We start from the raw sequence: 14,005 nt of genomic DNA on the forward strand, positions 1-14,005 counted from the left end.
ACGGCTCACAGCCGCCCTCCGGTGCGCATCTATAGACTTGACGCTGACCGTTTTGGTCTCAGATCACTCTTTTGGTGCTCTCCATGGCGACACAAGAGCCCGGCCCGTCGTCCGCCACGCAGCCGGACGATGCCCACCTCCTTCAGCAGGCGCTCGACGCGGTCAGGGTCGGGGCCTGGAACTGGGACATCCGCACCGGCGACCTGACCTGGGACAAAGAGATGCCACTGGTCCTCGGCATCGGCCCGGACGTCTTCGACGGGCGGATCGAAACCTGGCGGAGCCTGATCCACCCCGATGACCTGCCCGTTGTGCTGGCGCAGGCCGAGCAGGCCCTGCGGGAAGGCGCCGAGTACAACACCAAACACCGGGTGCGCCGGCCGGATGGCACCGTCGGCTGGGTCGCGGTCCGCGGCCGGATCGTCCTCGGCGAGGACGGCGCACCCGCCCACATGGTGGGGCGGCTCTGGGAGACCACCGAGAGCCTGGCCGCCCTGGACTCGGTCGGCCGCGCCCTGCGGCACATGAGCGACGGATTCCTCGCCGTCGACGCCGACTGGAGGGTCCTCTACGTCAACGGCCTGGCCGAGCGACTCCTCGGCCCTTCGCGGGAACTCGTCGGCCGGACCCTGTGGGACATCCAGCAAGTCAGTGCGCCCGGCCTCGAATCGGGGTGCCGCCAAGCCGTCGCCGACGGCAGGCCGGCGGGGCTGGATCTGCGGTTGCCCGCCGACGGCCGCTGGTACCACCTGCGGCTGATCCCGGTGCCCGACGGACTGACGGTCTATCTGACCGATGTCACCGAGAGACGCCAGGTGGAGGAGGAGCGGCTGGCAGCGGAACACGCGGCCGCCGAACGAGCCGCACGCATTGGGGAGCTGACCGCGGCGCTCGCCGAGGCACTCACCGCGGAGGACGTGGTGGCCGCGGCCGCCGAGCGGGTGCTGCCGCTGTTCGGCGCGACCGGGCTGATCGTGCAGGCCCGTGAAGGCGGCCGGGTACAGCCCGTCGGGTCGGTCGGATACCCGCTCGCATTTCTCGACCAACTGGCCAGGGGCGGCATCCCCGCCGGTTCCCTCAGCGAACTCGCGCTGAAGGACGGTATCCCGAGGTTCATCGCCTCGCTGGAGGAGATGGAAGCCGACTACCCGGGGATGAGCGGCCTCCCGAGCATGAGCGGGAAGCAGGCCTGGGCATTCCTGCCGCTGATGGTCTCCGGCCGCGCGGTCGGCGGCTGCGTGGTCTCCTTCGACCGGCCCCGCCGTCTCACCGGGGAGGAGCGCACCCTGCTGGTCGCGCTCAGCGGACTGGTCGCCCAGGCCCTGGAACGGGCCAGGCAGTACGACGCCGAGCACGGCCGTGCGCAGGCGTTGCAACGCGGCCTGCTCCCCCGGGCGCTGCCGTCCCTGCCGGCCGTCGCCGCTGCCGCCCGCTATCTGCCGGCCAGCGAGGGCACCCTCGGCGGCGACTGGTACGACGTCATTCCGCTCTCCGCCGACCGCGTCGCGCTGGTCATCGGCGACGTGATGGGCCACGGCCTCCCCGAGGCCGCCACCATGGGCCGACTGCGCACCGCCGTACACACCCTGGCCGGTCTCGAACTGCCTCCCGACGAGTTGTTCTCCCACCTCAACGACCTGGTCAGCGAGCTCGGCGACGATTTCTACGCCACGTGCCTCTACGCCCTCTACGATCCCGCCTCCGGCCTCTGCACGTTCGCCGGTGCCGGACACCCTCCACCGGCTGTCGTTCACCCCGACGGCTCGGTGCACTTTCCCGATGTCGCCGCCAACCCTCCGCTCGGCGCGGCCACGCCGCCCTTCGAGACCACAGAGCTGAGGCTCCCCGAGGGAAGCCTCCTGGTGCTCTACACCGACGGTTTCGTGGAATCCGCCCGGCGCGACATCGACAGCGGCATCGAGCAGTTGGCCAAGGCACTCACCGTCGGCCTCGACGGCGCGCGGGACACGGGACCGCCCGAGGTCGCGGAGGCCTCACCGGGTCCCGAGTGGCCGGCGCCCCACCGCCACACCGAAGCCGGGCATCTCGACCGGCTCTGCGATTCGCTCGTCTCGGCTCTCCTGCCCGCCCAGGAGGAGACCAACGACGACGCCGCTCTGCTCGTTGCCCGCACCCACACGCTCGCCGCCGAGGACATGGCCACCTGGCCCCTGCCCGAGGACCCCCTCGCGGCGGGCCTGGCCCGCGACCATGTCCGGCATCAGCTGGCCGCATGGCAGCTCGACGATCTGGTCATGACCACCGAGCTGATCGCCAGCGAGCTGGTGGGCAATGTGGTGCGCCACGCGAAAGGCCCCGTCCGGCTGCGCCTGCTCCGGAGCCGGACGCTCATCTGCGAGGTCTCGGACGGCAGTCTCACCACGCCCCGTATCCGCCGTGCCCTGGACACCGACGAAGGCGGCCGCGGACTCCAACTGGTGGCCGCGCTCAGTCATCGCTGGGGCACTCGTTACACCTCCGACGGCAAGTGCATCTGGACCGAGCAGCCATTGCCCGAGCCCCCGCGGTGAAGGCTCAGTGCTTGCCGGCGGCCTCCGTACGGCCGAACCGGAGAGAGGGCCGCCACCGCATCACCCGGGTTGCCACGGCGGCGTATGCGATGCCGACGACGAGTGAGACGATCATGGACACCACCGCGAACTGGTCCTCCAGGCGCGGGAAAACCTGCCAGTGCGTCACGTAGATGTAGAGCGAGCTGCCGGCCAGCACGCCTGCCACGCGGTTGACAGAGGCCAGACTCGGCAGATTCCGCACCCACACCAGCAGGGCGAGGCCGCCGATGATGACCGCCTCGCGGGCCGGCTGTCCGAAGAGGCCCGGAACTGTCGCCACGGCTGCGGCCGTTACCAGCAGCCGCTGCCGCACCGTGGTGGCCTTCGCGGCGGCCCACCCCATGGCGAAGAGCCAGAAGACGGTGACCGCCAGGGGAATGTGGCCGCGGGCGTCGAGGCCGAGGAGGTCGTAGCGCCCGATCAGACCGAGCGTCATCAGGGCCACGGGAAAGGCGAAGGGGAAGCGTCTCTCGGTGCGGTCCACGAGCGGTACGGCAAGCACGGCGGTGGCTGCCGCGAGGATGTAGAGCAGGGCCTCGATGAACCAGAAGCCGGTGTGCGGTCCGAGGAGGCTGGTGAGCAGCAGGACGTCGGTGAGCCGATAGTCGTCGGTGATCAGCAGCATCAGTGCCAGCCAGGCAATGCTCGGTGCGGCGATCCGTGTGATGCTCCGCCCGAGGTTGCGCAGGCGCTCTGGGCGGTCGGCCGAAGTGAGGTGGAAGCGGGCGAAGTTGTACCCGGCGACTCCGAGCAGCACATGGGCGCCGCCCTTGACCATGAAGAGATGGATGTGCGAGCCGACGATCAGCACGATGGCGACGGCGCGCAGGGCGACCCCGGTCTCCAGGGTGCGGCGGCGGGTTTTCGGCCGGTCCTCGGCCGGCTGCCCCGACGACTTGCTGAGCTCACGGATCGGGAGCGTGTGCCAGTTGTCCGGCAGATGGCCGAGTGCCTCCTCGAGGTTCAGCGATATCTCTACGTAACTCAGCGAGTCGCCGCCCAGGCCGACGAAGCTGCTGTCCTCGTTGACCTGGTCCCGGTCGAGAATCTCCGCGTACAGCCGGCACAGGTCGACGGGTCCGGTGGGCGTCGTACGCCCGGCCGGCCCGGATGTCGCCGCGGTTGCAAGGGACTCGGGCCGGGACAGTTCGCGTATGGCCCGGTAGTCGGCCTTTCCCGTGGCGAGCCGGGGCAGTTCGGACAGGACATGGACGCGTACGGCGCGAGCCGGCAGGCCGCATTCGCCGGTCACCATCCGCCGCACGCGCACCGGGTCGACAGCGTCCGGATCTCCCGCGACGGCCACCACCAACTCGTCGTCGTCACCGGTGCAGCAGGCGGTGACGCCGTGCTTCTCGAGCATCGCCTCGACTTGTTGCGGATCGATCCGCAGGCCGAGGATCTTCGCGAACCGGCTTCGCCGCCCGAGCAGTTCGTACAGCCCCTCGGGGGTGCGCCGGGCTATGTCGCCGGTGTGCAGCTCGTCGATGGACCGGCCGAGCCCGAGGTCGTCGGGGCTTTCGGCGTAGCCGAGCATGACGTTGGGGCCCGCGTACACCAGCTCGCCGGTGTCCTGGCCGGGCCAGTCCGGCAGCGGCTCCAACCGGAAGGAGCCGCCGGGGATCGCGACACCGGCCGCCTCGGGATGCGCGTGAGCGAGGTCGGGTGGCAGGTACGCCATACGGGCCGTCGCCTCGGTCTGGCCGTACATGACGAACAGGTCCCAGCCGGCGGCCCGGCCCAGGGCCGCGTAGTGCGCCACCCGGTCGGGTGCCAGCCGCCCGCCTGCCTGGGTGACGTAGCGCAGATGCGGCAGCTCCATCGTGGCGAAGCCGACCCGGTCGAGCAGGTCGAAGGTGTACGGGACCCCCGCGAAAGTCGAACCCCGGCCTGCCTTGAACAGCTCCCAGAAGCAGGTGTCGGCGACCGAGAGGTCGGTGAGGATCACGCCGGCGCCGCGCAGCAGATGGCTGTGGATGACGGAGAGGCCGTAGCAGTAGTGCATGGGCAGGGTCGTGACCGCGCGGTCGCTGTCGCGGATGCCCAGGTATTCCGCAATGGATTCCGCGTTGGCCTGCAGGTTCTCGTGCGACAGGCGGACGAGTTTGGGTGAGCCGGTGGAGCCTGAGGTGCTGAGCAGCAGCGCGAGGTCCGGGTGCAGGGTGTGCGCGGAGACCGCGCGTCGCTCGTCGAGCACCCATGCGCCGCCGTCGGGGCGCGCCACGACATCCGGGTTGTACGCGTCGGTCAGCGACTGGACGGCTTCGGCATGGTCGCCGGGCACCAGCAGGACGGGGTGCCCCGCCGCCAGCGCCGCGAGGTGGATGACGAGGGCGTCGACCGTGTTGGCGCCGACGAGGAGGACCAGGCGCCGTTCCGGGCCGAGGCGGTGTGCGGTCTCGGCCACCCGTTCGGCGAGCTCACCGTAGGACACCGAGCCATCGGCGGTGATGACCGCCGTGCGGTCACCGTGGGCCGCGAGACTGCGGGCGAAGGGGACGGTCTTGGTGCCTGGGAGCAGGCCGGAAGGCGCTATCACGAGCGCATCTTAGGAAAGCCTTACTTTATTTGATAGTCACAGAGATGTCACAGCCGATCCACCGAAGATCCACATGTCAGCGGCCGGTAGGGTCGGCTGCGCCGAGAGGTCACCGGCACCGGGGCTGTTGTGTACGTCACTCTTGACGTTTAGGTTAGCTTTACCTTATTCATAGGGCGTTCAAAGGTTCCTCCGCGGCACCGTCACGCCGCTCGCTCCCTGACGACGCGACGCGCGGCGACGGAAGTGAGCCATGCAGGAAGGCTTCCCTCATGCGACGCCCCTTGGTCCGACGTCTGACCGCGCTCGTCGCGGCAGCTCTGCTTGTGCCCGCGCTCGCGGGCTGCGGCAACGACGAGGACGACGCTGGGCTCGTCATCTACTCCGGCCGCAACGAGAAGCTGGTCAAACCCCTGCTGGACGAGCTGGAGAAGGCTGTCGGCACCAAGGTCGCCGTCCGCTACGGCGACAGCGCCGAGCTTGCTGCCCAGATCCTGGAGGAGGGCGACAAGACCAAGGCCGGGCTGTTCTTCTCCCAGGACGCCGGAGCGCTCGGAGCCCTCTCCACGAAGGGCCTTCTCCAGAAGCTGCCGCAGGCGTCGCTGGACCAGGTCGACGCGGCGTTCCGCGGCGGCGCCGGCGACTGGGTGGGCACCTCCGGGCGCGTGCGTGTCCTCGCGTACAACCCCGGCAAGGTCGCCAAGGTGCCGGACAGCGTCCATGAGCTGACCAAGCCGGATTGGAAGGGCAAGATCGGATACGTTCCGACCAACGCCTCGTTCCAGGCCTTCGTCACCGGCATGCGCGTCCTGGAGGGCGACGAAGCCACCCGCACCTGGCTCAAAGGCCTGAAGGCCAACGACCCGAAGGTGTACGAGAACAACCTCAAGGTGCTGGAAGCCGTCGGTGAGGGCGAAGTCTCCCTCGGCCTGGTCAACCACTACTACTGGTACGAGCAGGTCGCCGAGAAGGGCGAGGACAAGGTCGGCGCAAAGATCCACTTCCTCCCCGGCGGCGACCCGGGCGCCCTGGTGAACACGGCCGGAGTCGGCATCCTCAAGGGCAGCGACCAGGCCCCGGTGGCCCAGAAGGCCGTCGACTTCCTCCTCTCGAAGAAGGCCCAGACCTACTTCGCCGAGGAGACCAAGGAGTACCCGCTGGCCGCAGGCGTCACCAGCACGGTCAAGGACCTGCCGCCGCTGAAATCCCTCGACGCCCCCAAGATCGACCTCGGCAAGCTCGATTCGCTTCAGGAGACGCTGAAGATGCTTCAGGACGTCGGGATGGTCTGAGCCGTCATGCACACCAAGGATCCCGTCGTACGGACGGATCCCGCAGCCCGGCCGCCCGGCACTCCCGCGCCGACCGGGCGGCCGGGGGGCGGTCGCCGTCCGCCGGCCGTCCTGCTGGTTCCGGCCGCTGTCGCCGCGGTGTTCGCGCTGCTGCCGCTCGGCTATCTCGCGGTGCGCTCCCTGGAGCGCGGCCCCGGCTTCGCCTGGGATGTCGTCGCCCATGAGCGCACCGCCCAGCTGCTCGGCCGCAGCCTCGGACTCGCCGCCGTCGTTGTGACGGCCTGTCTGTTTCTGGGCGTCTCGCTGGCCTGGCTGACCGTGCGGACCTCGCTGCCCGGTGCCCGCGCCTGGTCGGTGCTGGTGACCCTGCCGCTGGCCGTGCCCAGTTACGTCGCGGCCTTCGCCTGGCTCTCCGCCTTCCCGGAACTGGCGGGCTTCTCAGGAGCCGCGCTGGCACTGACACTGGTCAGCTTCCCGTACGTGTACCTGCCGGTCACCGCGGCGCTGCGCGGCACCGATCCGGCGCAGGAAGAAGTGTCCCGCTCGCTCGGCCTCGGGCCGCTGCGGACCTTCCTGCGTGTCACGCTGCCCCAGATCCGCCCTGCGGCGGCGGGAGGCGCGGTGCTGGTCGCGCTGTATGTGCTGTCCGACTTCGGCGCGGTCTCCCTGATGCGCTACGACACCTTCACCCGCGGCATCTACACGTCCTACCGGGCGAGTTTCGACCGCACCCCGGCAGCCGCACTGAGCGTCGTGCTGGTGGTGATGACCGTGGCACTGGTCGCCCTCGAGGCACGTACGCGGGGACGCGCCGGGCACGCCAGGACGGGTACCGGCACGGCACGCCGCGCCGTCCGCACGCCGCTGGGGCGATGGCTGTTGCCCGCGCTGGCCTGGTGCGCGACGGTCACGGCCGTCGCCGTGGTCATTCCGCTGGCCACGCTCGGATACTGGCTGGCCGTCGGCAACTCCGCGACCTGGGACCCGGCCGGACTTCTCAACATTGCAGCAACGACGCTCGGCATCGCCGCCGCGGGCGCCGCGCTCACGACGCTGCTCGCCCTGCCCATCGGGGTGATCGCCGCCCGCCACCGGGGCCGGACCGCGCATCTGCTGGAGCAGTCCGCCTACGCGGGCCACGCCCTGCCGGGCATCACCGTCGCGCTGTCCCTGGTCTTCTTCGCCGTGCGCTACGCCGAACCGCTCTACCAAGAACTCCCGTTGCTGATCTGCGCGTACGCCGTGCTCTTCCTGCCCGTGGCGGTGGCCGCCACCCGCGCCGCCGTGCTCCAGGCACCACCTGTCCTGGAGGACGTCGCACGCTCCCTCGGCCGCAGCCCGCTGCGCGTGCTGCGTGAGGTCACCGTGCCGCTGGCCGCACCCGGCGTCGCCGCAGGGGCAGCCCTGACCTTCGTGGTCTGCATGAAGGAACTGCCCGCCACCCTGCTGCTGCGCCCCACCGGCATGGACACCCTCGCCACCCGCCTGTGGACGGAGACGGGAAGCGGATCGTTCGCCGCAGCCGCCCCGTACGCCGCAAGCCTGATCCTGCTGGCCGCCGTCCCCTCCTACCTCCTCGGGAGGCACCGCACATGACCGCTCTGCAGATCACCGGAGTGTCCAAGGCCTACTGCCCGGAAGCGGCCGTCCTCGACGGCCTCGACCTCACCGTGCCCGGCGGCGCGCTCGCGGCCGTGCTCGGCCCGTCCGGCTGCGGCAAAACCACCCTGCTCCGCATCATCGCCGGCTTCCTGCGCGCCGACTCGGGCACCATCACGGTCGCCGGACGCACCCTGACCGCCCCCGGTCTGAACCTGCCACCAGAGAGCCGCAGCATCGGCATCGTCCCGCAGGAGGGCGCGCTCTTCCCGCACTTGAGCGTCGAGCGCAACGTCGCCTTCGGCCTGTCCACCACCGATCGCGGCACGCGCCGCAGCCGGACCGAGGAGATGCTCGAACTCGTCGGCCTGGGCGGCTACGGCAAGCGGATGCCACACGAACTCTCCGGCGGTCAGCAGCAACGCGTAGCCCTGGCCCGGGCGCTGGCACCACAACCCGCGCTGGTCCTGCTCGACGAGCCGTTCAACGCCCTCGACAGCGCACTGCGCGCGGGAGTCCGTGCAGATGTCCGCGCCGCCCTGCGCGCCACGGGAGCCACAGCCGTGCTGGTCACCCACGACCAACAGGAAGCCCTCTCGACGGCCGACCTCGTCGCCGTCGTACGGAACGGGAAGGTCGCCCAGTGCGACACGCCCCAGGAGGTCTACCAGCACCCCGTCGACCCCTGGGTGGCGCGCTTCGTCGGCGACGCCGTACTCCTGCCCGCAACCGCCGCCAACGGCACAGCCACCACCGCGCTGGGCCGGCTGCCCCTCGCCCCGCCCGCCGGGGACAGCCGCAGTGGGACCGTTCTCCTGCGACCGGAGCAACTGCAACTGGCCGAACCCACCACGGCAGTCCAGGGCACCGTGACCGAGGTGAGCTTCTACGGCCACGACGCCATGGTCACCGTCGACGTCGACGGACTGGCGAGCCCGGTGGATATCCGGGTCACCGGACCCGTTGCCGTACACCCCGGCCAGCGCACCGGCATCCACGTCACGGGCGAGGCGACCCTGCACGCCTGAGTGCACGGCTCTCATGGGCGCTGCACCACACCGGGGGGCGGAAGTATGTTGTCCCACCACATGTGCCCGTGACCTGCGCGTTTCTACGGTGTGGCGACACAGCGACATCCCCGTCCCCGCCCGGAAGTGATGACCATGGCCTCGGCATCCGCCCCACCAGCCACCGCCCCCAGCTCCCTCAAGCGCATCGTCGCCGCGAGCCTCATCGGCACCACCATCGAGTGGTACGACTTCTTCCTCTACGGATCGGCCGCTGCGCTGGTCTTCAACAAGCTGTTCTTCCCCGGCTCCGACCCGCTCGTCGGAACCCTGCTCTCCTTCCTCACCTACGCCGTCGGGTTCGCCGCCCGCCCCCTCGGTGCGCTGGTCTTCGGGCACTACGGCGACCGGCTCGGCCGCAAGAAGCTGCTGGTGCTGAGCCTGCTGCTGATGGGTGGGGCGACCTTCGCGATCGGGCTGCTGCCGACGCATGCCACCGTCGGGAGCGCCGCGCCCGTCCTGCTCACCGCGCTGCGGCTGGTGCAGGGATTCGCGCTCGGCGGTGAGTGGGGCGGCGCCGTGCTGCTCGTGTCGGAGCACGGGGACGCCAAACGGCGCGGGTTCTGGGCGTCCTGGCCGCAGACCGGCGCTCCGGCCGGGCAGTTGCTCGCCACCGGCGTACTGTCGGCGCTCACCGCGCTGCTCTCGGACGCCGCGTTCACCTCATGGGGCTGGCGCATACCCTTCCTCCTCTCCGGTGTGCTGGTGATCGTCGGCCTGTGGATTCGTCTCTCTGTCGATGAATCACCGGTCTTCAAGGCCGCGCTGGCACAGGCCGAGGAGCGCAAGGCCGTGGCCGGGCAGGCCGAGAAGATGCCGCTCGTCGCCGTGCTTCGGCACCACTGGCGCGATGTGCTGGTCGCGATGGGCGCCCGCATGGCGGAGAACATCAGCTACTACGTCATCACCGCCTTCATCCTCGTGTACGCGACGACCGCCGTGGAGATGAGCAAGCAGACCGCTCTCAATGCCGTACTCATCGCCTCTGCCGTGCACTTCGCGGTCATCCCGGCGTGGGGCGCGCTCTCGGACCGGATCGGGCGCAGGCCGGTGTATCTCATCGGCGCGGTCGGCGTCGGCGCATGGATGTTCCCGTTCTTCTCGCTCATCGACACCGGCAGCTTCGGCAATCTGCTGCTCGCCGTCACGGTCGGGCTGGTGTTCCACGGAGCGATGTACGCACCGCAGGCCGCCTTCTTCTCCGAGATGTTCGCGACCCGCATGCGGTACTCAGGTGCGTCCATCGGCGCGCAGTTCTCCTCGGTCGCGGCCGGTGCCCCGGCACCGCTGATCGCCACCGCGCTGCTCGCCGACTACGACTCGTCGACACCGATCGCCCTGTATGTGATCGCCGCGGCGCTGATCACGGTGGTGGCCATCGGGTGTGCGCGCGAGACCCGGCAACGGGATCTGAACGCTGTCGATGCGGAGCCGGCGGAGGAAGCGCCCCCTGCCCGCCCGGCGGATGTGCGCACCGCCTGACGGACGCAGGACGCGCACTCCCGTCTGCCGCGCGGACTCCCGAGGGGGTCCGCGCGGGGGCGCGTCCGGCTCAGCGGGCGACCGAGACGGACATGGCGTGCAGCCGCAGCGCCAGCTGGATCTCGAGCGCACGGCCCGGGGACTGCCAGTCAGGGCCGAGCAGCCGGCCTATTCGCTCCAGGCGCTGGGCCACGGTGTTCACATGAACGTGCAGATCGTCCTTCGTACGGGCAGGGCTCATGCCGCTCGCGAAGTACGCGTCGAGCGTGCGCACCAGGTCCGTGCCGCGCTTGCGGTCGTACTCGACGACCTCGCCCATCGTCCGCCGGACGAAACCGTCGATGTCACCGGGGTCGGCGAGCAGCAGACCGAGGAAACCCAGGTCCTGCGCCGCGGCTCCCTGCCCGGAGCGGCCGAGCAGACGCAGAGCGTCGAGGCAGCGGCGCGCCTGTTCGTACGCCCCCGCTATCGGGCCGGGATCGCCGGCGGGCGCTGCGACCGGCGAGGAGGCGCCGACCGTGACCAACTCCCTGAGCGTGCCGCCCAGTTGTCTGGCTGTCTGGCGAGCGAGATCGGAAGCGCTGTCGCGGGGGCCGAGCGGCAGCAGCAGGACGGTGCCGCCGTCGCGGGCGGCCGCCAGACCCGAGCGGGTCGCGGCCAGATGCGAGGCGGCCGACCACAGCCGCTGCCGGTCCGCGGTCTCCCGTTCCCCGGTGGCCGCCGCATCGCCGCCGCGCCCCCCGGCGTTCGGGCCCGAGCCGTCCGCCCCGGCTGCGTCGATCCGCGCGGCCAGCACCACATGCGGCACGTCGAGATCGGCATGCAGCCGGGCCGCCCGTTCGCGCAGCAGCCGCGGGTCCCGGTCCGCCGCGTCGAGAAGGTCGTCGAGCAGCTCGCCGCGTACCCGCTGTTCGGCCTCGTGGGCGGAGCGCCGGGCGAGCAGTAGAAGTGAGGTGACCATGGCGGCGCGCTCCAGGGTGCGGCGGTCGACGGGGTCGAGGTCGCGGTGCCCTCGGAGCACCAGGGCCCCCAGCAGCTCACCGCCCGCCGACACCGCGGCCACCCAGTCGTCCCCATGCCGTATGGCGCGCCCGTCGGCTCCGGCCGCTTCGAGGTCGTCGTCCGTGAACTCGACCGTGCCGTCGAGGACTTCGGACAGCGCGGCAGCCACATCATGGACGCCGCCACCGCGCAGGACGACCTCGGTCAGCCGGTCGTGGACCTCCGACGCACGCTCGATGACGCCACTGTGGTCCCGGATGATCTCGTTGGCCCGCTCCAGCTCGGCGAGGGCGGAGCGGGTCTCGGCCAGCAGGTTCGCGGTGTCGATGGCGACGGCGGCATGGGCGGCGAACGAGGCGAGCAGCGCGACCTGTTCCCGTTCGAAGACTCTCGCGCGGCGGTCCGCCGCGAAGAGCACGCCGATGACCTGGCTGCCGAGCATCAGCGGCACTCCGAGGATCGCGACCAGGCCCTCGTCACTGACGGCAGTGTCGATCGTTCTGGTGTGCTCGAAGCGGGCGTCGTCGAAATAGCTGTCGGTGACATACGGCCGTGCGGTCTGGGCGACGAGCCCGCCGAGCCCCTCCCCCATGCCGAGCCGCAGCTGCTGGAAGCGTGCCGAGACCGAGCCTTCGGTGACACGCATATAGGTGTCGCCCGCCGACGGGTCGTTCAGGCTCAGGTAGGCGACCTCGGTGCCGAGCAGTGAGCGCGCGCGCTGCACGATCGCGCGCAGCACGGCGTCGAGATCGCGCAGGCCCGCCAGATCGTGCGCGGTCTCGAAGAGCGCGGACAGCTCGGCCTCACGCCGTCGCCGTCCCTCCAGCTCGGCCCGGACCCGCAGCGCGAGCTGCTTGGCCTGGTCGAGCGCGGCGAGTTCGTCCGGTCCGGCGCCGCTCGCGCGGGCGAGCAGCAGCGGCCGGTCGTACGCTTCGGCGGCGGCACCGCGGGCGAGGAGCTCCAGGTAGGAGGCTTGATCGTGGGACATGGACACAGGATTACCTGCCGTACGGGTGGGCGCACCAGACCTGTGGACGACGAAGCCGTTGTGGACAACCTCGTCACCCACTAGTGAGCGGTCCAGCCGCCGTCGAGGGTGAGCGAGGTGCCGGTGATGAAGGACGCCTGCGGGGTGCACAGATACAGCACCGCTTCGGCGACCTCCTCCGGCTCGATCAGCCGCTTGATCGCGGAGTCCTTGAGCAGTACGTCGGCGAGCACCCGCTCCGCTGCCACGGAGTGGGCAGCGGCCTGGTCGGCGATCTGCCGCTCGACCAGGGGCGTGCGGACATAGCCGGGATTGACGCAGACCGATGTCACCCCGTGCGGGGCGCCCTCGAGTGCCGCGGTCTTGGAGAGCCCCTCAAGACCGTGTTTGGCGGCCACATACGCGGACTTGAAAGCAGAGGCGCGCAGCCCATGGACGGAGGAGATATTGACGATGCGGCCCCACCCCTGCGCGTACATGTGCGGCAGCGCGCCCCTGATCAGGCGGAACGGCGCTTCCAGCATCACGGTGAGCACGGTGTGGAAGACGTCCGGCGGGAACTCCTCGATGGGCCGGACCAGTTGCAGCCCCGCGTTGTTGACCAGGATGTCCGCGCCGGCCGCGGCCGCCTCGGCCGCGTCGAGATCGGTGAGATCCAGGACGTCCGGTTCGACGGCGCCCGCCAGCCCGTCGGCGTGCGCGGCGAGGGCATGGAGGCCGTCGGCGTCCCGGTCGACGGCCCTGACCTTGGCTCCGGCGGCCGCCAGTCGCAACGCACACGCCCGGCCGATACCGCCGGCCGCGCCGGTGACGAGTGCCGTACGGCCGCCGAGGTCGAGAGCGACCGAAGGGGCAGCGAGGTGGGGTGCGGGACCTGGTGTGGTGGGGGCGGTCATGCTTCGCACCCTAGGCAGTGATGATCCGCCGACCGATGTGGTCAGCGCCCATACTTCACCGCTGGGTGGTGGGTTGGAACCATGCAGGACCCTCGGTCAGGGCCTGCTTGATCCGGAAGAGGGCGAAGTCCTTGAGCTCCGGCAGGGAGTCCGCGGAGAACCACCCCACCTCCAGCGACTCGTCGTCGTTGACACGCGCCTGACCGCCCACCGCCCGGCAGCGGAAGGTGATGTCCATGAACTGGCACCGGTCGCCGTTCGGGTAGATGACGGGCTTGGGCAGCCCCTGGACGAGCACGACCCGTTCGGCGACACAGCGCACCGCGGTCTCCTCGTACACCTCGCGCACTGCCGTCACGGCCGGCTGCTCCCCCGGCTCGGGAATCCCGCCGATGACCGACCACTTGCCGGTGTCGACACGCCTGCCGAGCAGCACACGGCCCTTGTCGTCGAAGACGACCGCGCTGACGCCGGGCAGGAGGAGCAGCTGATGGCCCGCATCGGCCCGGATCTGGCGGATGAAGTCAGGGGTTGCCATGTACTCGACCCTAACCGGCGCCGGCTGAA

9 protein-coding genes are annotated in these 14,005 nt (G+C 70.6%); 5 read left to right on the top strand and 4 right to left on the bottom strand.

What is annotated here, in order from left to right; all coding sequences use genetic code 11:
* The first annotated feature begins 83 nt into the window (after positions 1–83).
* Positions 84–2,531, top strand: a complete 2,448-nt coding sequence (locus OG741_RS05795; RefSeq protein WP_405595743.1) for a SpoIIE family protein phosphatase — start codon at positions 84–86, stop codon at positions 2,529–2,531.
* A gap of 4 nt (positions 2,532–2,535) precedes the next feature.
* Here OG741_RS05795 and OG741_RS05800 read toward each other — a convergent pair whose 3' ends face one another.
* Positions 2,536–5,112 carry an AMP-binding protein gene (locus OG741_RS05800; RefSeq protein ID WP_405595744.1) on the bottom strand — a complete coding sequence of 859 codons (2,577 nt, stop codon included), beginning with the start codon at positions 5,110–5,112 and terminating at the stop codon, positions 2,536–2,538.
* 272 nt (positions 5,113–5,384) lie between these two features.
* On the opposite strand from OG741_RS05800, the gene OG741_RS05805 reads away from it, so the two are divergent.
* The 4 genes from OG741_RS05805 to OG741_RS05820 all read left to right on the top strand — a co-directional run bounded on the left by OG741_RS05805 (position 5,385) and on the right by OG741_RS05820 (position 10,552).
* Positions 5,385–6,404, top strand: coding sequence for an iron ABC transporter substrate-binding protein (locus OG741_RS05805; RefSeq protein ID WP_405595745.1), 1,020 nt, complete (start codon positions 5,385–5,387; stop codon positions 6,402–6,404).
* A gap of 6 nt (positions 6,405–6,410) precedes the next feature.
* Positions 6,411–8,000 carry an ABC transporter permease gene (locus OG741_RS05810; protein ID WP_405595746.1) on the top strand — a complete coding sequence of 530 codons (1,590 nt, stop codon included), beginning with the start codon at positions 6,411–6,413 and terminating at the stop codon, positions 7,998–8,000.
* Positions 7,997–9,031, top strand: a complete 1,035-nt coding sequence (locus OG741_RS05815) for an ABC transporter ATP-binding protein (RefSeq protein ID WP_405595747.1) — start codon at positions 7,997–7,999, stop codon at positions 9,029–9,031. Before OG741_RS05810 ends, OG741_RS05815 begins: the two co-directional genes overlap by 4 nt.
* 135 nt (positions 9,032–9,166) lie before the next feature.
* A complete protein-coding gene (locus tag OG741_RS05820; protein WP_405595748.1) occupies positions 9,167–10,552 on the top strand; it encodes an MFS transporter in 1,386 nt (461 codons plus the stop codon).
* 70 nt (positions 10,553–10,622) lie between these two features.
* Here OG741_RS05820 and OG741_RS05825 read toward each other — a convergent pair whose 3' ends face one another.
* The 3 genes from OG741_RS05825 to OG741_RS05835 form a co-directional block, all read right to left on the bottom strand.
* The gene (locus OG741_RS05825; RefSeq protein ID WP_405595749.1) at positions 10,623–12,542 is read right to left on the bottom strand and encodes a helix-turn-helix domain-containing protein; all 1,920 of its coding nucleotides are present in this window, start codon (positions 12,540–12,542) and stop codon (positions 10,623–10,625) included.
* An 80-nt stretch (positions 12,543–12,622) separates the two neighbouring features.
* A complete protein-coding gene (locus tag OG741_RS05830; RefSeq protein WP_405595750.1) occupies positions 12,623–13,438 on the bottom strand; it encodes a 3-hydroxybutyrate dehydrogenase in 816 nt (271 codons plus the stop codon).
* A 55-nt stretch (positions 13,439–13,493) separates the two neighbouring features.
* Positions 13,494–13,976 (bottom strand): NUDIX hydrolase, encoded by a 483-nt coding sequence (locus OG741_RS05835; protein WP_405595751.1) that lies wholly within the window; start codon positions 13,974–13,976, stop codon positions 13,494–13,496.
* Positions 13,977–14,005 lie beyond the last annotated feature (29 nt).

The organism is Streptomyces sp. NBC_01410 (assembly GCF_045040195.1).
Classification (GTDB): domain Bacteria; phylum Actinomycetota; class Actinomycetes; order Streptomycetales; family Streptomycetaceae; genus Streptomyces.

What these genes read in the sequence shown, in the direction of transcription:
- OG741_RS05810 (WP_405595746.1), top strand. Translation starts at nt 6,411, where the DNA reads ATGCACACCAAGGATCCCGTCGTACGGACGGATCCCGCAGCCCGGCCG.
- OG741_RS05825 (WP_405595749.1), bottom strand. Translation starts at nt 12,542, where the DNA reads ATGTCCCACGATCAAGCCTCCTACCTGGAGCTCCTCGCCCGCGGTGCC.
- OG741_RS05835 (WP_405595751.1), bottom strand. Translation starts at nt 13,976, where the DNA reads ATGGCAACCCCTGACTTCATCCGCCAGATCCGGGCCGATGCGGGCCAT.
- OG741_RS05830 (WP_405595750.1), bottom strand. Translation starts at nt 13,438, where the DNA reads ATGACCGCCCCCACCACACCAGGTCCCGCACCCCACCTCGCTGCCCCT.
- OG741_RS05815 (WP_405595747.1), top strand. Translation starts at nt 7,997, where the DNA reads ATGACCGCTCTGCAGATCACCGGAGTGTCCAAGGCCTACTGCCCGGAA.
- OG741_RS05820 (WP_405595748.1), top strand. Translation starts at nt 9,167, where the DNA reads ATGGCCTCGGCATCCGCCCCACCAGCCACCGCCCCCAGCTCCCTCAAG.
- OG741_RS05795 (WP_405595743.1), top strand. Translation starts at nt 84, where the DNA reads ATGGCGACACAAGAGCCCGGCCCGTCGTCCGCCACGCAGCCGGACGAT.
- OG741_RS05805 (WP_405595745.1), top strand. Translation starts at nt 5,385, where the DNA reads ATGCGACGCCCCTTGGTCCGACGTCTGACCGCGCTCGTCGCGGCAGCT.